The following is a 19,864-nucleotide window of genomic DNA, read 5'->3' on the forward strand; positions in this document are numbered from 1 at the left end:
TCTCTCTTCTCCGAATCTTCGGAATACCCTTCCCCTCCGCCAGAAATCTGACGGGGCCGGACGGAACGGAGGCCTTCCGTTCCGTGGAATGTGATCATGTCATATATCTTCATCCCTTTGTATGAAAACCGGAGGACGCCTGTCTAAATTGATCAATATGAAAACAATTGTTCTTCTTCGCCATGGAGAAAGCACGTGGAACCGTGAAAACAGATTCACCGGATGGACGGACGTGGATCTGACGGAATTGGGAATACAGGAAGCCAACCACGCGGGCGACCTTCTGAAAGACAGGGGAATGGCCTTTGACCATGCCTACACCTCTTATCTCAAGAGGGCCGTGAAAACGCTCAACTGCGTGCTGGACCATTTGGACCAGGACTGGCTGCCCGTCTCCAAAAGCTGGAGGTTGAATGAAAAGCACTACGGCATGCTCCAGGGCCTGAATAAAAGTGAAACGGCTCAAAAATACGGAGACGAACAGGTACTGATCTGGAGGCGCAGTTATGACGTGGCGCCTCCTCCCCTGGCGGAGGACGATCCCGCCAACCCCAAATGGGATCCCCGCTACAAGGGAGTGCCGGACAGCGAACTTCCGCGAACGGAATCACTGAAAGAAACTATTGCCCGCATGATGCCCTACTGGGAAGGAACAGTTCTCCCTTCTCTACGGACGCTGGACAATATCCTAATCGTAGCCCACGGCAACACATTGCGGGGCATGATCAAGTATTTGAAAAACATTCCTGACGAACAGCTGCTTTCCCTTAATCTTCCTACCGCCACCCCCTATGTATTTGAATTTGACGACTCCCTAAACCTGGAAAAAGACTACTTTCTTGGGGATCCGGAAGAAATCCGCAAACGCATGGCGGCCGTCGCCGGCCAGGGAAGCGCAAAGAAAAAAAACGCCTGCGGAATAACCTCATTATCCTTTCCTATGACCGCCCATTCCTGCCGCATTGCGTTCTTTGACGCCAAGCCCTACGACCGGGATTCCTTCAATTCTGTCAATGAACGCGAATTCCATTACGACATCCGTTACTTCAAAGGGCACCTCACTCCGGACAGCGTGCCCCTGACCCGCGGTACGGACGTAGCGTGCATTTTCGTCAATGACACGGCAAACCGGGAAGTAATACGGAACCTGAAGGAAAATGGCGTCAAATTGCTGGCTCTGCGTTGCGCCGGATTCAATAATGTGGATCTGAAAGCTGCGGAAGAAGCGGAACTGCCCGTCGTGCGGGTGCCCCAATATTCTCCCTATGCGGTGGCGGAACATGCCGTAGCCCTGATGCTTTCCCTGAACCGCAAAATACACCGCGCCTACTGGCGCACCAGGGACGGCAATTTTTCCCTTCACGGCCTGATGGGCTTTGACATGAATGGAAAAACGGCCGGCATCATCGGAACGGGAAAAATCGCCAGAATCCTCATCCGCATTCTCAAAGGCTTCGGGATGAACATCCTGGCCTATGACCTGCACCCTGACCAGCGCTTTGCGGAAGAAGCCGGCATTACGTACACCACCCTGGACGATCTGTACGCCCGGTCCGATATCATCTCCCTGCACTGTCCCCTTACTCCGGAAACGGAACACCTGATTAATACGGATTCCATTGGAAAAATGAAGGATGGAGTGATGATCATCAACACGGGACGCGGCAAGCTGATTAACACGGAAATGCTGATTGACGGCCTGAAATCAAAAAAAGTGGGAGCTGCCGGACTGGACGTGTACGAAGAAGAGGGAGAATATTTCTACGAAGACAAATCCGACAGGATTATTGATGATGATACTCTGGCTCGTCTCCTTTCCTTCAACAACGTCATCCTGACTTCCCACCAGGGCTTTTTCACGAAAGAAGCCCTGCACAATATTGCGGAAGTCACCCTGCACAACATCCGGGACTTTCTGGAAAGCAAACCTCTGATCAACCGAGTCTCGCTTCAGTCACGCTGAACGTGCCCGGCGGGCGCTCTACGGAAATCCGGGACTTTCTCATCCGCCTTCTGCCGGACAGAAGGCGGAATTCGGGGAAAGGCGGCAGCTTTTTTATGCAAGCGCCGCCACTTCCCGCCGTATTATATACTATGAGCACTCCAGCCCCTGCCTCCGTCCTGGCTCCCAAACCGCACTACGCCGCTCTGGACGGCCTCCGCGGGGTGGCCGCCGTCATGGTGGTCCTGTTCCACATGTTTGAAGGCAGCGCCAGGGACTTCCAGTTCCATACGGACCAGATCATCAACCACGGCTACCTGTCCGTGGACTTTTTTTTCATGCTGTCCGGCTTCGTCATCGGATATGCCTATGACGACCGCTGGGAAAAAATGAACCTGTGGAACTTCTGCAAGCGGCGGCTGGTGCGCCTTCAACCCATGGTGGTCATGGGGATGCTGCTGGGGGGAATCCTCTTTTACTTCCAGGGGTCTGAAATCTTCCCGAACCTTGCGCAAACCCCCGTATGGAAAATGCTGCTGGTCATGACCGTGGGATTCACGCTGCTGCCCGTTCCCGTTTCCCTGGATGTGCGCGGATGGTCGGAAATGCACCCGCTGAACGGTCCGGCCTGGTCCCTCTTCTTCGAATACGTCGCCAATATCCTTTATGCCATGCTCATCAGAAAATTTACCAGCAGATGGCTGGCGGTCCTGGTCTTTCTGGCGGGCTGCGCCCTCATTCACCAGTGCTACACGCAGGGCAACAACATCGGCGGCTGGACTCTGGATGCGGAACAGTGCCGTGTGGGGCTTACACGGCTCATGTTCCCTTTCTTCGGCGGTCTGCTCCTGTTCCGCCTGTGCAAACCTGGACGGATCAGGCATGGTTTCTGGTGGTGCAGCCTGCTTCTGGCGGGAACCCTGGCGGCGCCCCATGTAGGAGGCGCGGAACATTTCCGCCTGAACGGCCTGTATGACGCCTTCTGCATCATTGTCATCTTTCCCGTGATAGTCTTCCTCGGAGCCAGTGACATCCCTGGAGACATCTCTTCCAGAGCCAGCCGGTTTTTGGGAAACATCTCCTATCCCCTTTATATCATCCACTATCCCATCGTATATCTCTACCTGGCCTGGGTTCACGATGCGGAAGTCCCTCTTTCCCGTGCGCTCCCCGTAGCGGCAGGCGTCTTATTCCTCTGCATTGCCGTAGCCTACGGGTGCCTGAAGCTTTATGACGAGCCCGTGCGCGCATGGCTTTCCAAACGCGTGCTGAAGCGGCGTCCTCCGGAACCCGGGGCGTAAAGCGGAACAAACATCTGCCTTGCCCCTGGCGGGGCCAGGCCGGATACTGTCGGCGGTCTTTCATGGAAAAACTGCCGACATCCTCCAAAGCTCTGCGCTACCTGCCCTTTCTTGTGGCATCTGCATTCTTTATGCAGATGCTGGATGCCACCATCCTGAACACGGCCATTCCCACCATTGCCCGCAGCTTCAACAGCCATCCGCTGCAGCTCCACTCCCTGGTAACGGCCTACATGCTCACCGTCTGCGTCCTGATACCGGCCTCCGGATGGATATCCGACAAACTGGGTTCCCGCCGTACTTTCCTGCTGGCCATCTCCGTTTTTTCCGTGGGCTCCCTGCTGTGCGCCCTTTCCGCCTCCGTTACCATGATGACGGTATGCCGCGTCATCCAGGGAATAGGCGGCGCCTTCCTGATGCCCGTCGGGCGCCTTGTCATCCTGCGCTCCTATCCCCGCTCCATGTTCGTCAATGTCCTGAACATTGTAACGATTCCGGCGCTGCTGGGCCCCCTTCTGGGGCCGGTGCTGGGCGGTATCATCGTACAGTACGCTTCCTGGCACTGGATATTCCTGATCAACATCCCGGTAGGCATGGCGGGCCTGTGGGCCACCTGGAAGCTGATGCCGGACCTGAAAGCGGTCCGGGAACAGAAATTCGACTGGCCGGGTTTCTTCCTTTTCTCCTCCTCCGCCGTCCTGGCTACGATGGGCCTCTCTTCCGCAGGAGGCATAACCGATAAGCCGCGCATGGTCATCCTCACGTCTGCCGGAGGCATTCTTCAACTTCTGTACTGGGTGCTGGCGTTCCGTTCAAAAGCCCCCATCTTCAGCCCGGCCCTGTTCCGCATCAGAAACTTTGCCATCGGAATCGCCGGCAACATCGTCTGCCGCCTGGGCGGAAGCTGCCTGCCGTACCTGATGCCGCTTTTCTTCCAGGTGGTGCTTGGTTATTCCGCTCTTCAGTCCGGCATGTCCCTGATTCCGCTGGCCCTGAGCAATCTGCTGGCAAAAACGGTTGCGCCGCGTCTGCTCGGGAAATTTGGTTACCGGAACATCATGGTCGTCAATACCTTCACCATAGGATCGCTGCTGGCCTCCTTCCGCTTTGTAGGCCCCGGAACCCATGAACTTATTCTCCTGGGCATGCTCGCGTTGCTGGGCGGGGCCAACTCCATTCAGTTCACCTGCATGAACACCCTGACGCTGATTGACCTCCCCAATGCAGACGCCAGCAGCGGAAACTCCCTGCTTTCCACGATCATGCAGCTCTCCATTGCTGTCAGTATTGCCGCGGCCTCCCTGCTGCTGGACAGCTTCGGCGGCCATTCGGCTACCTCCGGAAAGGCTGTGGAAACCGCCTTTCATGCCACTTTCGCCACCATCGGCGCCATTGCCGCGGCCAGTTCCTTCATCTTCGCCCTGGTGGACAAAGACAAGGGAATCACCCGCAAACGGAGAAAAGCAGCTTGAAGAAGAAAATTCCCGCCCCTGTTCAGGAACAGGAAGAGGAATCTCCCGTCTCAAGAGAACAGCACTGCGCAAACCGGGCGCGGGACTCTTCCAGGGTAATCGGTTTCTTATCCTCCCCCAGGGCTACATAAACCAGCTCCGCCTCTGTAATTTTGGCAATGTTATTGCAAAGCTTCGTCAGACGTTCCGCATACACCTCCACCTTCACGGTGACGGAGGTGCGGCCCACCTTGATAATATCCGTATAAAAGGACACTACATCGCCCACCAGCACAGGAGCTTCAAACGTCAGGCTGCTCACCGCACGCGTCACAATATAGCGGCTCAATGCATAGCGCATGGCGGTATTGGCTCCTGCAAGGTCCACCTGGCTCATCACCCAGCCGCCGAATACTTCCCCGCTCTGATTGGTATCCGCAGGCATTGGTTCCACGCGCAGGGCGGGAACGCGCCCTTCCGGAAGCTGGGCATGACGATATGTATTTTCCATAAATAAGAATAATTATAAATTAATAAGGACATGCTTATCTATCACAGCCCTCTTGTAAAGGGTAAAACGCGGAAGCGGAAAACGGGCGGCGCCGGCACGCTCTGCGGAAAAAAGAAAACAGCCCGGAATAAACTGCTTTCCCATATTGATTAAGTTGGGCAGGCGGATTTCCGTGTCTTATCCCGGAGCTTTTCCACCATGGCCGGTAAAGGCGGTTGTCCATTACTCATGGACCGCAACCATGAATCCAAAACAAAAAAAGTGGACGGGGAGGCACATCCCGCTTCCGACTTTGCCTACGTACCCGATCCGGAAAAGCCTTCCACCTGGAAACTGCCGATTTTCAACATGCGCCACGTAGGAGGGGCCCTGGCCGCCATGACCAGCGACTATCGCGGCAACCCCGTGGAAATACCGGAAGGAGATCGCCGTGCCGTCATGAAAAAAATCCTGGCCAGGAAAGCGAAACTGGAACAGGAAGAAAGCTGATTCCGTTTTCTTTCATTTCTTTTTTTCCGCCTGTAAACAGGAAGGAAAGAAATATCTTTTCCCTTCGTTCCCCGGTCTTAGCCGTTTGGGGACGGGCTGACACCATCCAGATACCGGCTTTCTGCGGCGCCTTCGGTTGGCACCCCCGTAGAAATGAAAGACATTCCCACCCTTCCGACGCTCCTGGCGGATACAGCCGGATATTTCACTTACGGACGGCATCAAAAACGGTGGTAAAACAGAAGAAGAAATTAAATTATTCTAAAATCATCAATCATCCCAAGGATGTTTTTCCCCTAAAGTGGATTGGGGAAATTCAGGAAATCTGAAAATCAAATAACTTTCTCCGGCCAATAAAAACAACATTTAGAAAATTCCTATATAAATAAATATCAATGGCATATTGAAATAAAAACATGTCTTTCCCTGAACAGGCCGTCCGAAGCCTGGTCATCACGATAGGAATGAAGAATGCCGGAAAAGGGAATGCTGCCGGCTATTTCCCGCATGGCAGCGCTTTTCCCCTTCCGTCAACTCCGCATCAAAATATGACTGACGAAAAAATGAGCACAGAAGGTACTAACGAAATACAGGACCCGCGCGGTGAATTCCAACAGGAAAGATATGAAAAGCAGCAGCAGAAAGCCCCCGGACTGCAATCCGGAATGAAGCCCGTGCCGGATTCCGGGGAACAAAGCTACCATGGCTGCAACAGGCTCCGTGGACGAAAAGCCCTGGTCACAGGGGGAGACTCGGGAATAGGCCGGGCGGCGGCTATTGCCTACGCACGCGAAGGAGCCGACGTAGCCTTGAACTACCTTCCTGAAGAACAAAGCGATGCCGAAGAAGTGGCGGAACTCATCAGAAAAGAGGGCCGGAAGGCCGTCCTGCTGCCGGGGGACCTCAGCGATGAAGTCTTTTGTAAAAAACTCGTCAGGGATGCCTTGGAAAAACTTGGCGGACTGGACATCATGGCCCTGGTAGCCGGTAAACAAGTGGCGGTGGAAGATATCCGGGACATTACCACGGAACAATTAACCAAGACATTTGAAGTAAACGTGTTCTCCCTGTTCTGGATTGCCAAGGAAGCCCTTCCGCATCTCAAGCCGGGGACGAGCATCATTACCTGCTCCTCCATTCAGGCCTACCAGCCCGGCAAGAACCTGGTGGACTATGCTTCCACAAAAGCGGCCATCATTGCGTTCAGCCGCTCCCTGGCCAAGCAGGTTGCCCCCAAAGGCATCCGGGTCAACGTGGTGGCTCCCGGCCCCATCTGGACAGCCCTGCAAGTAACCGGAGGCCAGCTGCAGAAGGATCTGCCGGAATTCGGACGGAAAACGCCTCTCAAAAGGGCAGGGCAACCTGTGGAACTCTCCGGACTATACGTCTTTCTCGCCTCCCAGGAATCCAGCTTCATTACTGCGGAGGTCTTTGGCGTTACCGGCGGCATGCATCTGGCCTGATGCGGAAACCCGCAATCCGGGAAAAGGGCCGGACTGACTTTCCGGAATCCCTTTCCGCAGCGCCACACCCCCGGATGACCGGGAAAGCGGCCGGAAACGGCTCTGCAAGGAAATCAGGGCATTGCTCCATTTCCCGGTTGTCCCGGCAAAAGGTTCCTGCTTGAATGGGGTAATGGCATTTTGGAGGTTTTGGTTCATCTTTTTCCCTTTCACGGCGCTTCTCTTTTCCATGGTGCATGGCAGTCCTCTGAACGCACCCGTCATCACCCTTGGAGAGAAAAAAAGCCTGTTCGGAGAAAAAGCGCAGGCCAATGAATATGTCAGCTATGCCCTTTATTACTGGCCGGACCCCGCCAATCCGGACGGTCCTTACAAACCCATTGACGGCAAAAAGAACAAACGGCTCCGCAGCATGGACGACAGCGGCAGGATGGCCGCTTTCATCAGCACGGTCTGCAGCCTGGGACGGCAGTATGAACTCGACAGGGATCCGCAGGCCGCCTCCAGGGCCGGGCAATGGCTGAAAGCCTGGTTCATTGCTCCGGCAACCCGCATGCAGCCCCATCTGAAATATGCCCAAATTCGCCCCGGACACCGGACGGAAGGAGACGGAGGAGGCATCATCGACCTTTACCGCATGCCCGAATTCCTGGAAGCTTTGACGGCGTTGAAATGCTCCAATGCCCTAACGGCAGAGGAATGGAAGCAGGTGGACGCATGGCTGAACCAGTATTACACATGGCTGACTACCAGCAGGCAGGGCAGGCATGCACACACGCGCAGCAACAACCATTATCTGTTTTATGTGGCGCAATGCGCCCATTTGGCATCCTTCCTGGGCCGCAGCCATGAAGCGGCCCAATGGCTGGCAGAAGCCTTCGCCAACCTGGACCGCCACATCGCTCCCGACGGATCCCAGCCCGAAGAACTCAAACGGGCGGAACCCTGGCAATACAGCGTTTACACTCTTCAGGCATGGGGATACCTGGTGCATCTTGCAGAACGCATGGGCGACAAGAACTACCGTTACCGGAAAACACCCGCCGGGGCCTCCATTCAAAAAGCTGTGGACTATCTCCTGCCTTACCGCGCCAACCCTGAAACATGGCCCTGGCAAGGCTCCAGGGCAAACACTCCGCTGCCCGCCATCTTTGAACCGGAGCAGGCGGGCAGGCCACAACGGAAATGCTACTGAACCGCGCCCGCCGTTAAAAGTATCCGTTTTTCCTGCTTATTGAAAATCCCCTCTCCAGCAGCACGAACGGGGTATTTTCCCGGAAAACGATTTAATAAGAAATCTCCCCAGTATTTTTCCCCTTAGATTTTTCCTTTCTTTTTGCTGCTCTCCATTCCCACGGAGATATGGGATTCAGCTCAGACCAGATGCCTTTTTGGGCCTTTCTGGCATCCCTTTCAAGAGAAACGAGTTTCCGGCTGGCGGAAAAATTTTTATAAATCCACGCCCATCCTTCCTTCACCATCTCTTCGTTGACGAGCATTTTTCCATGCCATATTTCCCCTAAAATACGGCCGTACCTGTCACTCTCGGTATACCGGACTGTAACCGCCTCTCCCCAAATCAGCTTTTCCAGGTATTCCTTGGCGCCTTCATACCCGTCCTGCTCCCTTTCCGGCGCATCAATTCCCTCAAGCTGTATCCGATGCGTACGCATTTGTTCAGGCGTCCTTTCCAGAAGGATGACCGTGTCGCCGTCAATCACGTTAATCACGACTCCCCTGATACTTTCAGCAAAAGCCATGCAGGGACTTATCAGGAAAATCAAAAGCCATTTCATGAAAAATGATATAATCCAAAAAATATCAGGATGCAACTACTCTTTAGAGAAACCGTTCCCGCACTGTTCACACGGCCGGAAACAGATGAATACGGTCATCTGTGGACAGCCTGTTCTGGAACAGGCCATCATGTTTTCCGGCATGAAGGAACACAATTCCCGAACCTATTCCAACCTGTCCGGAACAACGGTAAACAGGCTGTATCATTGCCCCGCTCCGGAACATCTTTGTTCGCTGCCGTGCCGGGAGCGGAAGAACATCCCGCCGGCGTACCCCGGCAATCTAACCCATGCCGCCATTTAAAAAGACTGCACATTAAACAAGAAAAACCGGGCGCCCTGCAACATTCAATGGCATGGCGTGAGACATTTCACTCATTTTTTCAATTCTTCGGCTATTCTGCCGAGGTTCTTTTCCGTTGCCTTTCTCAGTTTCTCCTGCTGTTTCCAGTACCATGCCGTTCTTTCCGACACCCCGGCCTGATTCGCCAGCCAGCGCACGGCGCCGCTCGTGTCACAGCCTGTTTTCTTCTGAATGACTTCCAGCAGTTGAGCGACATATTTATTCATGGATTCCGGGTTGATATTATTTCGATTCCCATGCCCGGCTGAATTCCTCGTCCCGGAACAGGGAGGCAATCCCGCTGAGCTGCTTGAGGCGCAACAATTCTTCCGCATCCATCCCCAGATTTTTGAGTATCCACGCATCCGACATGCCTGCCTCCGTCAACTCCTGGATAATATTGGTCATGAGGGCGATATTATGAGATCCCCGGGCACGGTTGTGCCTGATGGTGGAAGCCATGCGGTTTCCAAGAGGCTTGTCGATTACGGCCACCGGCATCATGCCACCCTCCCGTTCGTAAATATCGCGGTAAGTCTTCATGATCTGGCAGCGGTGGAACCCGTCCACGATTTCATAGGTCCCGTCCTCCAGCTTATAACAAACGATAGGCATCGTATAACCGTCCTCCTTGATGCTCTGGTAGAGCAGCTTCATTTCGGGGGGAGCTACGCTGTTCGGGTTATAGGCATTGGAACGTATCTGGTCCAGGGGAACGCGCCGGATTTTGTAAACGGGGGATTGATAGGAGGTTTTCATAAAATATTGCGGTATTTATTGACGGCGGCCCGGCGCCGGGCAATCGCTCCCTTGGTTGGACCGAACCCGGCGTACTTGCAAAAGTAATCATTCTTCATGATGCAGATGCACATGCGCTTGTAGGAAGGCACCTGCCGGAAATTGCTGACCGGCATGTCGTCGGGATAGCCCATAAACTGAATGACGTCGCGGTCGACGTAACGGCCCGACTTTCCCGTCACGGTCGCCAGAGGATAGGCGGCCAGCACTTCATCGGCAGTTCCGGGATCGACGGTACCCCCTTTCATCCAGTACTTTTTAGACCTCTCCAAAATGTTGTTGTAGTGTTCCGCCGTTTTCTCGTTCATTGTGGAAAGCAGGAATTCATAATAGGACTTCCAGGTATGGCCGGGCGGCAGTTTGATGGTTTTCCAGCCCATGGCCGTCGTACCTCCGTACAAACCTGTGAAGTTGACGCCGTTGACGCGCCCGACCATGCGCGCCCAGTTGGCAGGATCAATAACTTTGTAAAGCTTCAGGCTTTCCTGGGCGCAGTCATTAAACGGGCTTGCCACCCGCATTTGCCCGATCGTAAGGCCTGCCTGGTACAGGAGATCGTAAAGGCGGTTATAGTCAAAACCAAAACGGGCGTTGGCCGTCCAGACGTCACTGACGCGCCAGTCATAAAGAGGGTAGGCGCTGACGGTCACGGCATCAGCCCGTGTAATCCACTTCCTTCCCTCATAAGACGTCCTTTTATTGCCGCGGGCAACGGCGGCGTATCTGTTGAGGCTTTCATCCGCCCGCAGCCCTACCATGACGGCAGTACTTCCGTGTTTTTTGGCAAAATGGCGTGAAAGCTTATCCTGGAATTCATAGTCCACCATACCGTGCCGGAACGGGACGTCCAGATTCTTTTCGTTGATTACATAGGGATTTTCCGGCATGGGTCGCACCCACAGTTTTTTCTGGGCGGCGCTCCACGGCGTCCAGTAAGGTTCCCCCAGGGAGCATGCGGACTGGGCCCTGATCGGTACACAGTACCACATCTTACGAATGCCGGGGAATTGCTCCAGAAATGTTCTGGTGACATACTCGGTCGTCATCTGATATTGGGCCTCATAATCAAGGTGATACATGGACAGCTTATCCAGAAGGCCCTGTTCGGCGGCGTAACGATAGCAGAGATTAAGCATGACGCCGCTGTCCTTGCCGCCCGAAAAAGACACCAGGACATTGTCAAACTCTTGGAAACAATAGGCTATGCGTTCTAAAGCCGCCTCATAAACATTTTTATCCAGATATGTTTTCACAACTTTTCCAAAGCCTGTCTTTCGCCATCCGCCGCCAGCCCCCTGCCGGACGGGAACACGTCGGCCCGGATATGATCGCCGGAAGCCATGCATTTTCCCTGAAACCACTCTTGCAGCTTGCAGCTCATAGGGATATCCCCTGTTCTTTCAAACAGGGTTGCAACGCCTTCATTTCTGCATAAATAAGCAACATCATGTTTTTTCATGTTTTCAAATGCGCAGCAGCTTATCGTCCGTTATTTTCCGTCAACAATACCAACCTACTGAATTATTGCGGCGGGTCAATGTTTTTACTGCAATTATTTCAGTAATTTTATTGTCATCACCCTCCTTCTCAAAATACCTGCGCTTTTTAGCGAGCAACACCATTCCAGAAATGCCTTATGCATTGCGCCATGACCTCCTTTCCTTCTCCGCAACATCTGCGCTATGTGCAGCATTCAAGACGCTGCGTTGGAATGCACGGTTTCAAAATCGGAGACACAAAAATCATAACTTGCTTAAAATTAGGTGAACGAAAAAATGTACGACTCAGAGCCATTTTCCGGTTCCAACATCTTTCCCCCAATACTCTTTCCGGAACCGCATCTTCCAGGCAGACGATACATCCATCATTTCCCTCCTGAAGGAAAAATAACCGTGTTTCCCTTTTTGCAATCCGGGATGCTGTCCAAACATGAATATGCCGGTACACGCCTTAATCATGCCGTCAGATTAGACTTTAGGCGTTTTATGATTTTCCCCGAAACGCCAATTTCATGCCAGAACGGAATCAAAAAATGACATTTAGTCAGCACTTATGGTTGTTTTTCCGCGGTTTTTCACCTTTCCAGCCTCAAAACAGACAAAAAAGAAGCCCTGTAATCCATTAAAATTACAGGGCTTAGAAAATTAGTGGCTCCCCCGGTTGGGCTCGAACCAACGACCTAGTGATTAACAGTCACCCGCTCTACCGCTGAGCTACAGGGGAGTTTGCATTCCATGGAACGCGGAGGGGTTTTTACTGGAGGTACGGGCGTTTGGCAAGTACTTTTTTACTCTTGCAGGCTTTTTGACGCAAAAAGGCTTCCGCGGCGCGGTCATGGCAACGGTGTTTTCTTGACCTTTGAAGGGAGAATGACCAGACTTTCAGCGACATGAGTGAACATCACCATCATATTGCTGTCTTGGCCGGCGACGGTATCGGTCCCGAGGTCATGGCACAGGCTCTGAAGGTTCTGGATGCCGTAAGCGGCAAGTTTGGCTTTACCGTAAGCCGCAAGGAGGCATTTGTAGGGGGTGCGGGCATTGACCACTGCGGCAAGGCTCTTCCCGAAGAAACCATTCGCGCCTGCGAAGAGGCGGACGCCGTTCTGTTCGGCTCCGTGGGCGGTCCCAAATGGGAGCATCTCCCCGCCAATGAACAACCGGAACGCGGAGCCCTGCTGCCTCTGAGAAAACATTTCGGCTTGTATGCCAACCTGCGTCCGGGCGTATGCCTTCCGGCCTTGACCCATGCCTCCCCCATCAAGAATGAACTGATTGAAGGCGGATTCGATATTTTATGTGTCCGGGAATTGACTGGCGGCCTGTATTTCGGCCAGCCCCGTTTCCGCGAACGGGAGGGAGACGACGAAGTCGTCGTGGATACCATGCGCTACCATAAAAGCGAGATGGTGCGTATCGCCAAAGTGGCGTTCGAGGCTGCGCGCGGCCGCCGTAAGCGCGTCACCAGCGTGGACAAGGCCAATGTGCTGACCAATTCCCTGCTGTGGCGCGAGACAATGATTGAAGTTTCCAAGGATTATCCCGACGTGGAATTGCTGCATATGTACGTGGACAATGCAGCCATGCAGCTGGTGCGCAATCCCCGCCAGTTCGACGTGCTGGTGACGGAAAACCTGTTCGGGGACATTCTTTCCGATGAAATGGCCATGATTTGCGGCTCCCTGGGCATGCTGCCCAGCGCCAGCCTGTGCCAAGGCGCGCAGGACAACGGCCTGTTCTTCGGCCTTTACGAACCCTCCGGAGGCTCCGCCCCGGATATTGCCGGCAAGGGCATTGCAAACCCAATCGCCCAGATTCTTTCCCTTTCCATGCTGTTGCGCTACTCCCTGGGAGAAAAAACAGCGGCAGACGCCATTGACTCCGCCGTTCGCCGCGTGATTGACCAGGGCTGCCGCACGGGCGACCTGGCTACGGGAGCTCCCGGAGAAATCCGCGTGAATACGGCGGAAATGGGTGACGCCATCATCGCCGCCCTGTAAACAGGGCCGTTCTTCCGGCGCCGCAGGGGAAGGGACACCTGCGGCACGCCTTTCCTCCGGGGGGAGCGGTACCGCCTCCCCTCCGCTTTCCTCTTTCATTTCCGGGATTTTCCGGTTCTTTATCCATCTATCATGAACATCCTTATCATCGGCCAGGGAATTGCCGGAAGTTGTCTGGCGTGGGAATTGAAACGCCGCGGCGCGGAGTTTACGGTTGCAGACCGCCCCGTAGCGGAAACGGCCTCCCGGGTGGCGGCCGGATTGGTAAACCCCCTGACGGGCCGCGCCTTCCGCCCCGGATGGAGGCAGGAAGAATGCCTGGCGGCGGCAGAGGCCTTTTACCCGGAGACGGAACGGGAATTAGGCGGGTCCTGGTGGCAGAAAACTCCGATTTTCCGGGAAGTGGAGACGGAAGACCAGTTTGAAATCTGGCAGGAACGCCAGACGGCTCCGGAATCCTGCGCCTATGCCGGACCTCTTTTTCCATGGCCGGAACACTGGGAAGGCCGCGGGAAAGCCGCCTATACGCGAGGTTCCGCCGTGCTGCACGTGGAAAACATGGTCACTGCTATGCGGCGTTTTTTTATGGAACAGGGCCGTTTTGTGGAAGCGGATGTATCCCCCACAGATATCCGGCCGGATGCAAACGGTCTTTTCCATTGGAACGGTCGCACGTTTTCCCACATAGTCTGGTGTACCGGCTGGGAAGCCGGGCTTCATCCGGACATGTCTCCGCTGAAGGGGCGCCCCTCCAAAGGAACCATTCTGGACTTGGACTTGAAAGAGCTGGACTGGCATGCCGGCATCCTGCATTTCGGACACTGGCTGGTTCATAACGGTTCTTTCTGGCGCTTCGGGGCCACCTACGCGTGGGCGTGGGATGCTCCCGGCATTCCGGAAGCCCCCGCCGTCCAGGAATTGATGCTGGACCTTGTTAAACGCTATTCCGGGAACATGGACGTCATCCGCGCCCGTGCCGCCGTCCGCCCCATCATCCGCCGCAGCCAACCGGTCGCCGGTCCCATTCCCGGGCTGGACGGTCAGTTCGTCTTCTCCGGGCTGGGCAGCAAGGGGGTGACCACTTCCCCCTGGTCCGCCGCCCAGCTTGCCGGACATCTCGTGTGCGGAACGGATCTGCCGCCGGATCTGCTACCTGCCGCGCTCTGGAAATGATACGGAACATCAGCTGTCCTTCCTTGAACGGAACAGCTATTTTCCTTGTCAAAAGGTTCTGAACGCGATTACATGCGGCCTAATATGCGAGCGGAGAACGAGAACTGGGGAGATACGGTACGGAATCATCTGTTTGACCAGCGCAGCGCCGTCATGGTGCACTGGCTGATTCTGCTCAATGTAGTCATCTTTATCCTGGGATTCTTCTTCCAAGTGGACATCCCAAGGAATATTTACCCGCCTGTCCATTTGGACTTGATCCAGCTTTACGGAGCTTACAGCGAATATACGTGCTTTCACGAGGGGGAATTATGGCGGTTGCTTACCTATCAGTTTCTTCACGCCAATCTGGGGCACATCATGTTCAACATGATTGCCCTGTGGTTTTTCGGCCCGGTTGTAGAAGAACGTTTCGGCCATTGGCGCTTCCTGCTGTATTACCTGTTTTGCGGCGTGGCTGCAGCCCTGTTTTCCTCCCTGCTGGGGTACATGGGATTTTTTGATCCGGAATGGCGCTTCATTCCCATGGTGGGGGCCTCAGGTTCCATTTACGGCATCATGGCCGCATGCGCGGTGCTCTTTCCCCATGCCCGGGTACAGCTTCTGTTTCCTCCGGTTAATTTGAGCGTGCGCCAGTTTGCCCTGGCCGTTCTCGGAGTCGCCGCAGCCGTCATTATCTTCCAATGGAACAATGCGGGCGGGGAAGCCGGCCATCTGGGCGGCATGTTCGCCGGATTTATTCTGACATTGCTGATTTTATGGAAGGAAAAGATGTCTTCCCCAAGACGGAAAGCCGCCTCTTCTTCCCACTATTCCCCTGAGCCTTCCAGCCGCCGCCCGGCACAGGCTTACCCCTCTGAAAAGGAGGTGGATGAAATCATGGAAAAAATATCCAGGTCCGGCCTGTCCAGCCTGACGGAGGAGGAACGGGAAATTCTCCGGCGCGCTTCCCGGCGCTGAACTATTTGTTAGATATTTTTATATTTTTCGTTATTTTCCTTCCTTTTTGCCATCCATTTCCTAGCATGGATGAATGATGACGCGACTGTATTCCTCCACCGTCCTGGGCGTAGATGGCGTAGAAGTGGAGGTGGAAGTGGATTTCCGCCCCATGGCGGAAAAACGCACCTTTATTGTCGGCCTTCCGGATGCGGCCGTGAAAGAAAGCGGGCAGCGCGTGGACACGGCCATACAAAACAGCGGCCTTCCCTTTCAGCAGGGTATCTTCGTCGTTAATCTGGCTCCGGCGGATTTAAGGAAGCAGGGCCCCGGATTCGACCTTCCCATCGCCCTGGGAATGGTTGCGGGAGCGGCTGAAAAGGAGATGGACGCTTCTGCCTGGTGCATTGTGGGAGAACTGGCCCTGGACGGAACCGTACGCCCCGTGCAAGGCATTCTGCCGCAAATCATGGAAGCGCGGCGCATGGGCAGGAAGCGCATCATGCTGCCGCAAGCCAATGCCTATGAAGGGACGCCCGTACAGGGTGTGGAAATTTACCCCGTTTCTTCCCTGAGAGAAGCCTGGCATTTGCTTACTTCCGACGCCCTGCCGCCTCCATTTACAGGTTTAGGGCGAGAGGCCCATGCTCCACGGGACAAAGACGCCGCTGTGGATTTTGACGAAATCAAGGGGCAGCCTTATGCACGCCGCGCCATGGAGATTGCAGCGGCAGGAGGCCATAATATCCTGCTTTGCGGCTCTCCGGGGTCCGGCAAATCCATGCTGGCGCAAAGGCTCCCGACCATTCTTCCGCCTCTGAGTCCGGAAGAAGCGCTGGAGACCAGTAAAATCCACTCCGTATGCGGTCTGCTGAAACGGGGGAACGGCCTGGTGGACCAGCGTCCGTTCCGGGCTCCCCACCACACCATTTCCGATGCCGGGCTGATGGGGGGAGGTGCGAATATCACGCCGGGAGAAGTATCCCTTGCTCACAACGGCGTCCTCTTTCTGGATGAATTGCCGGAATTCCGCCGTGCCGCTCTGGAAACCCTGCGGCAGCCGCTGGAAACCGGCCAGGTAGTTATTTCCCGCGCTTCCGGCACCATGACATTTCCGTGCCGTTTCATGTTGGCAGCCGCCATGAATCCGTGTCCCTGCGGTTATCTGGGAGACAGAAGAAGAGCCTGCACCTGCCCCCCGGCGCAGATCGCACGCTACCGCCGCAAAATTTCAGGCCCGCTGCTGGACCGGTTTGACCTGCTGATGGAAGTTCCCGCCGTGGATCCCTCCATTCTGGCTTCCGCGCCTGCCGGAGAATGTTCCGCCAGTATCCGGGAACGCGTGGCGGCCGCACGGCGGCTCCAGTCCAGCAGATACGCAGGAACGCCTTTCCGCAATAATGCGGCCCTTTCCGGAAAAGCGCTCCAGAAGTATTGCCGTCTGCTGCCGGAAGGGAGGGCTATCCTGCTCCGCGCCGTGGAAGAACTGGCCCTTTCCGCCAGAGCCTATGACCGCATTTTAAAGGTGGCCCGAACCATAGCGGATTTGGAAGGAACTTCTGATATTCAGGATGTCCATTTGTATGAAGCCGTGCAGTACCGCGCTTTCGAGCAATCACTGAGGGATTAGCACTATGAATCTCTCTCCTTTCGCAACTACCCCAAAAACAAAGACATATTCCCGTTCCGAAAATAAAAAAGAGGCAGCTTTTCAGCTGCCTCCCGAATAACGAGGATATTTACTATGAACGTCTGCGGCGCAACAGCATAGCTCCCAGGCCCAACAGGCCCAAAGACGCTGCGGCAGGCTCGGGAACCGTTTCATAGGAAACCTGTATACCTGTAATTGTATAAGCGGAAGTAGCGCCTCCAGCACCACCGCGTACTCCGGCAACTACCTTATACCCTTCCTCCCAGGTAAGGGGAGCCGCCGACATATCCAGGGAAATTGTCGTTGTTTCCGATGTAGAGGTAAATGAAAAATCCTGTATCTTGGAAAGTTCCTCAACCAGAGTGCCGGTTGAATCATATACGGCAAGTACCATGGAATAACTGCTGATTACAGAAGAAGGAGTATTGCAGGAAAACGTAATGGAAGAAACGGAATCCCCCTCCTGCGGCCCTCCAAGAACCATGGCAAAGGAAGACCCCGCTACTCCGGAGCGACCGCATAATGTAATGGAGCCTACATCATCCTGGTTAACCCAGGTGCCTTCGCCGTTTACCGTCCAATTCCCAACACTGTTGTTATTGCCGCCGGCATATATTCCATTTTGCAGGCCTTTTACTTTGTCCAGAAGCTGTTGCCCCGATGTTCTCGCCATAGTGGCGGTCTGTGATACGCTTTGCGATTCAGGAAGCTCAGCAACAATCGTAGCCGCCTGGGCGGACATCATACATACGCAACTGGCTAACAAAACATAATGATAAACTCTCATAACGCTTTGCATTGATTAGAGGATTGTTAATCCGCTCTTTTTCTTTCCGTAACATCATGGGGAAAACGCTGGACCTATTTTTTTCATGAATGGTTTACGATAACGTTCGATTCATAATAATGAATGATTTATGAAATAACATGCAGCTGTTAGAATGGAAGAGGCGCAAGAATTAGTCTCTATAAAGCCCTTGCATCAAAAAAGAAGTCCACTGCCGGAATACCGCTCTTTCAACTTTTTATGTTGACAACGGATTAACAATCCGCTGTCCCCTTTATCCAATCCTTAATGATAAAGAAAAAGCCGCCTCAGCAAAGTGAGGCGGCTTTTTCCAAGAAGACTTTTTAACGAATAGCTTCCAAAGCCTGTTTGAGGTCCGCAATAATGTCTTCCGCAGCTTCCGTCCCTACGGAAAACCGGATGAGGTCAGGCCGTACGCCCGCCTCCATGAGCTGCTCATCCGTCAACTGGCGGTGCGTATGGCTGGCGGGATGGAGAACGCAGGTACGGGAGTCCGCCACATGGGTCACGATGGCGGCCAGCTTCAAACTGTCCATGAACTTGATGGAACGTTCACGGCCTCCCTTAATGCCGAAGGTTACCACACCACAAGATTGGCCACCGCGGAATTGCTTCTGCGCCAATTCATAATACTCATTGGAAGAAAGACCCGGATAATTAATCCAGGCAACATCTTCCTGCCCTTGCAGGAATTCCGCCACTTTCTGCGCATTTTCACAATGCCGCGGCACACGCAGGTGGAGGGTTTCCAAACCCAAATTGAGCAAAAAGGCATTCTGCGGAGATTGGATGGAACCCAGATCGCGCATGAGCTGGACGGTCGCCTTGGTAATATAGGCTCCCTTGCCGAAGCTTTTGCTGTAGGAGAGCCCGTGATAGGAGGGATCCGGTTCCGTCAAACCCGGGAATTTATCCTTGTGCGCTTCCCAGTCAAAGTTGCCGCTGTCCACAATCACGCCGCCCACGGCGGCGGCATGGCCGTCCATGTACTTGGTGGTGGAGTGGGTGACGATATCCGCACCCCATTCAAAAGGACGGCAATTAATGGGTGTGGCAAAGGTATTGTCCACAATGAGGGGAACGCCGTGCGCATGGGCAATATCCGCCATTTTACGGATATCCAGCACGCAAAGCGTGGGATTGGAAATAGTCTCCGCAAAGAAAGCTTTCGTATTGGGGCGGAACGCTTTGGCGATTTCCTCCGCCGGAGCGTCCTGGTCCACGAAAGTAACTTCAATGCCCATTTTCCGGAATGTGACGGCAAAGAGGTTGTATGTGCCCCCGTAAATCGCCGAAGCACTGACGATATGATCCCCAGCCTCGCAAATATTGAAAATGGCAAAGAAGGAAGCCGCCTGGCCGGAAGACGTCAGAATGGCGGCCACACCGCCCTCCAGTTCGGCAATTTTTCTGGCAACCGCCTCATTGGTGGGGTTCTGGAGGCGTGTATAAAAGAATCCGGCTTCTTCCAGATCAAACAATTTTGCCATTTGTTCGCTGGTCTCGTACTTGAACGTCGTGCTCTGGTAAATGGGCAATACGCGGGGTTCGCCCTTTTTAGGCGCCCAGCCCGCCTGCACGCACAGGGTCTCCGGTCTCAATTCCTGATTCATCATGCGGGGCATGCTATGCGATGCCTCCTGCCTTGTAAAGCAGGGAAAACCAGACGTATGGACAAATTCGCCCCTGCCCCCGCCGAA

The 19,864-nt window shown here is 54.3% G+C and carries 18 protein-coding genes, 1 tRNA gene and 1 pseudogene; 12 read left to right on the forward strand and 8 right to left on the reverse strand.

Translation table 11 applies throughout. The annotated features are described in order from the left end of the window. Window positions 1-157 precede the first annotated feature (157 nt). The 4 genes and pseudogenes from gpmA to AMUC_RS04175 form a co-directional block, all read left to right on the forward strand. Window positions 158-889, forward strand: a pseudogene (gpmA, locus tag AMUC_RS13090) (2,3-diphosphoglycerate-dependent phosphoglycerate mutase); the annotation flags it as partial. Between the two features lie 51 nt (window positions 890-940). Continuing rightward, window positions 941-1,963 (forward strand): 2-hydroxyacid dehydrogenase, encoded by a 1,023-nt coding sequence (locus AMUC_RS13095; protein ID WP_031930511.1) that lies wholly within the window; start codon window positions 941-943, stop codon window positions 1,961-1,963. 131 nt (window positions 1,964-2,094) lie between these two features. Then, entirely contained in the window at window positions 2,095-3,243 is a 1,149-nt protein-coding gene (locus AMUC_RS04170; protein WP_012419823.1) for an acyltransferase family protein, read from the forward strand. Window positions 3,244-3,305: 62 nt separating this feature from the next. Continuing rightward, on the forward strand, window positions 3,306-4,715 hold the full coding sequence (locus tag AMUC_RS04175) for a DHA2 family efflux MFS transporter permease subunit (RefSeq protein ID WP_012419824.1): 1,410 nt from the start codon (window positions 3,306-3,308) through the stop codon (window positions 4,713-4,715). A 22-nt stretch (window positions 4,716-4,737) separates the two neighbouring features. Here AMUC_RS04175 and AMUC_RS04180 read toward each other — a convergent pair whose 3' ends face one another. After that, the gene (locus tag AMUC_RS04180) at window positions 4,738-5,205 is read right to left on the reverse strand and encodes an acyl-CoA thioesterase (RefSeq protein ID WP_012419825.1); all 468 of its coding nucleotides are present in this window, start codon (window positions 5,203-5,205) and stop codon (window positions 4,738-4,740) included. A gap of 228 nt (window positions 5,206-5,433) precedes the next feature. Here AMUC_RS04180 and AMUC_RS04185 point away from each other — a divergent pair, with 228 nt between their 5' ends. The 3 genes from AMUC_RS04185 to AMUC_RS04195 all read left to right on the forward strand — a co-directional run bounded on the left by AMUC_RS04185 (window position 5,434) and on the right by AMUC_RS04195 (window position 8,352). Continuing rightward, window positions 5,434-5,694, forward strand: coding sequence for a hypothetical protein (locus AMUC_RS04185; protein ID WP_022198106.1), 261 nt, complete (start codon window positions 5,434-5,436; stop codon window positions 5,692-5,694). Window positions 5,695-6,257: 563 nt separating this feature from the next. Next, a complete protein-coding gene (locus AMUC_RS04190; protein ID WP_012419826.1) occupies window positions 6,258-7,157 on the forward strand; it encodes an SDR family oxidoreductase in 900 nt (299 codons plus the stop codon). A gap of 229 nt (window positions 7,158-7,386) precedes the next feature. Continuing rightward, the gene (locus AMUC_RS04195) at window positions 7,387-8,352 is read left to right on the forward strand and encodes an alginate lyase family protein (protein WP_157738242.1); all 966 of its coding nucleotides are present in this window, start codon (window positions 7,387-7,389) and stop codon (window positions 8,350-8,352) included. Between the two features lie 91 nt (window positions 8,353-8,443). On the opposite strand, the gene AMUC_RS04200 is transcribed toward AMUC_RS04195, so the two are convergent. Continuing rightward, window positions 8,444-8,917 carry a thermonuclease family protein gene (locus AMUC_RS04200; protein ID WP_052294437.1) on the reverse strand — a complete coding sequence of 158 codons (474 nt, stop codon included), beginning with the start codon at window positions 8,915-8,917 and terminating at the stop codon, window positions 8,444-8,446. A gap of 121 nt (window positions 8,918-9,038) precedes the next feature. Here AMUC_RS04200 and AMUC_RS12350 point away from each other — a divergent pair, with 121 nt between their 5' ends. Further along, window positions 9,039-9,257, forward strand: a complete 219-nt coding sequence (locus AMUC_RS12350; RefSeq protein ID WP_012419829.1) for a hypothetical protein — start codon at window positions 9,039-9,041, stop codon at window positions 9,255-9,257. 71 nt (window positions 9,258-9,328) lie between these two features. On the opposite strand, the gene AMUC_RS04210 is transcribed toward AMUC_RS12350, so the two are convergent. From AMUC_RS04210 to AMUC_RS04230, 4 genes are all read right to left on the reverse strand, one after another. Beyond that, complete coding sequence (locus AMUC_RS04210) at window positions 9,329-9,523, reverse strand: hypothetical protein (protein ID WP_012419830.1); 195 nt, start codon at window positions 9,521-9,523, stop codon at window positions 9,329-9,331. Between the two features lie 16 nt (window positions 9,524-9,539). Continuing rightward, on the reverse strand, window positions 9,540-10,055 hold the full coding sequence (locus tag AMUC_RS04215) for an IbrB-like domain-containing protein (RefSeq protein ID WP_012419831.1): 516 nt from the start codon (window positions 10,053-10,055) through the stop codon (window positions 9,540-9,542). Beyond that, window positions 10,052-11,347, reverse strand: a complete 1,296-nt coding sequence (locus AMUC_RS04220) for a phosphoadenosine phosphosulfate reductase (RefSeq protein ID WP_012419832.1) — start codon at window positions 11,345-11,347, stop codon at window positions 10,052-10,054. The genes AMUC_RS04215 and AMUC_RS04220 overlap by 4 nt, the downstream gene beginning before the upstream one ends. An 895-nt stretch (window positions 11,348-12,242) precedes the next feature. Further along, a tRNA-Asn gene (locus AMUC_RS04230) sits at window positions 12,243-12,317 on the reverse strand. Between the two features lie 166 nt (window positions 12,318-12,483). On the opposite strand from AMUC_RS04230, the gene leuB reads away from it, so the two are divergent. The 4 genes from leuB to AMUC_RS04250 all read left to right on the forward strand — a co-directional run bounded on the left by leuB (window position 12,484) and on the right by AMUC_RS04250 (window position 17,335). Continuing rightward, a complete protein-coding gene (leuB, locus tag AMUC_RS04235; protein ID WP_012419834.1) occupies window positions 12,484-13,593 on the forward strand; it encodes a 3-isopropylmalate dehydrogenase in 1,110 nt (369 codons plus the stop codon). Window positions 13,594-13,725: 132 nt separating this feature from the next. Then, complete coding sequence (locus AMUC_RS04240) at window positions 13,726-14,766, forward strand: NAD(P)/FAD-dependent oxidoreductase (RefSeq protein WP_012419835.1); 1,041 nt, start codon at window positions 13,726-13,728, stop codon at window positions 14,764-14,766. Between the two features lie 84 nt (window positions 14,767-14,850). Next, window positions 14,851-15,726: a rhomboid family intramembrane serine protease gene (locus AMUC_RS04245; RefSeq protein ID WP_012419836.1), complete on the forward strand. Its 876-nt coding sequence runs from the start codon at window positions 14,851-14,853 to the stop codon at window positions 15,724-15,726. A gap of 73 nt (window positions 15,727-15,799) precedes the next feature. After that, on the forward strand, window positions 15,800-17,335 hold the full coding sequence (locus tag AMUC_RS04250) for a YifB family Mg chelatase-like AAA ATPase (protein ID WP_012419837.1): 1,536 nt from the start codon (window positions 15,800-15,802) through the stop codon (window positions 17,333-17,335). A 112-nt stretch (window positions 17,336-17,447) separates the two neighbouring features. Here the strand turns inward: AMUC_RS04250 and AMUC_RS04255 are convergent, their stop codons facing one another. Then, window positions 17,448-18,029, reverse strand: a complete 582-nt coding sequence (locus AMUC_RS04255) for a PEP-CTERM sorting domain-containing protein (protein WP_042447757.1) — start codon at window positions 18,027-18,029, stop codon at window positions 17,448-17,450. Between the two features lie 458 nt (window positions 18,030-18,487). Further along, a complete protein-coding gene (locus AMUC_RS04260) occupies window positions 18,488-19,777 on the reverse strand; it encodes an O-acetylhomoserine aminocarboxypropyltransferase/cysteine synthase family protein (protein WP_042448774.1) in 1,290 nt (429 codons plus the stop codon). Window positions 19,778-19,864: the final 87 nt, after the last annotated feature.

Origin of the sequence: Akkermansia muciniphila ATCC BAA-835 (assembly GCF_000020225.1) — a bacterium.
GTDB lineage: Bacteria > Verrucomicrobiota > Verrucomicrobiia > Verrucomicrobiales > Akkermansiaceae > Akkermansia > Akkermansia muciniphila.

Excerpts from the sequence above, each read along its gene's own strand:
- AMUC_RS13095 (WP_031930511.1), top strand. The coding sequence starts at position 941 with ATGACCGCCCATTCCTGCCGCATTGCGTTCTTTGACGCCAAGCCCTAC.
- AMUC_RS04170 (WP_012419823.1), top strand. The coding sequence starts at position 2,095 with ATGAGCACTCCAGCCCCTGCCTCCGTCCTGGCTCCCAAACCGCACTAC.
- AMUC_RS04175 (WP_012419824.1), top strand. The coding sequence starts at position 3,306 with ATGGAAAAACTGCCGACATCCTCCAAAGCTCTGCGCTACCTGCCCTTT.
- AMUC_RS04180 (WP_012419825.1), bottom strand. The coding sequence starts at position 5,205 with ATGGAAAATACATATCGTCATGCCCAGCTTCCGGAAGGGCGCGTTCCC.
- AMUC_RS04185 (WP_022198106.1), top strand. The coding sequence starts at position 5,434 with ATGGACCGCAACCATGAATCCAAAACAAAAAAAGTGGACGGGGAGGCA.
- AMUC_RS04190 (WP_012419826.1), top strand. The coding sequence starts at position 6,258 with ATGAGCACAGAAGGTACTAACGAAATACAGGACCCGCGCGGTGAATTC.
- AMUC_RS04195 (WP_157738242.1), top strand. The coding sequence starts at position 7,387 with ATGGTGCATGGCAGTCCTCTGAACGCACCCGTCATCACCCTTGGAGAG.
- AMUC_RS04200 (WP_052294437.1), bottom strand. The coding sequence starts at position 8,917 with ATGGCTTTTGCTGAAAGTATCAGGGGAGTCGTGATTAACGTGATTGAC.
- AMUC_RS12350 (WP_012419829.1), top strand. The coding sequence starts at position 9,039 with ATGAATACGGTCATCTGTGGACAGCCTGTTCTGGAACAGGCCATCATG.
- AMUC_RS04210 (WP_012419830.1), bottom strand. The coding sequence starts at position 9,523 with ATGAATAAATATGTCGCTCAACTGCTGGAAGTCATTCAGAAGAAAACA.
- AMUC_RS04215 (WP_012419831.1), bottom strand. The coding sequence starts at position 10,055 with ATGAAAACCTCCTATCAATCCCCCGTTTACAAAATCCGGCGCGTTCCC.
- leuB (WP_012419834.1), top strand. The coding sequence starts at position 12,484 with ATGAGTGAACATCACCATCATATTGCTGTCTTGGCCGGCGACGGTATC.
- AMUC_RS04240 (WP_012419835.1), top strand. The coding sequence starts at position 13,726 with ATGAACATCCTTATCATCGGCCAGGGAATTGCCGGAAGTTGTCTGGCG.
- AMUC_RS04245 (WP_012419836.1), top strand. The coding sequence starts at position 14,851 with ATGCGAGCGGAGAACGAGAACTGGGGAGATACGGTACGGAATCATCTG.
- AMUC_RS04250 (WP_012419837.1), top strand. The coding sequence starts at position 15,800 with ATGATGACGCGACTGTATTCCTCCACCGTCCTGGGCGTAGATGGCGTA.
- AMUC_RS04255 (WP_042447757.1), bottom strand. The coding sequence starts at position 18,029 with ATGGCGAGAACATCGGGGCAACAGCTTCTGGACAAAGTAAAAGGCCTG.
- AMUC_RS04260 (WP_042448774.1), bottom strand. The coding sequence starts at position 19,777 with ATGAATCAGGAATTGAGACCGGAGACCCTGTGCGTGCAGGCGGGCTGG.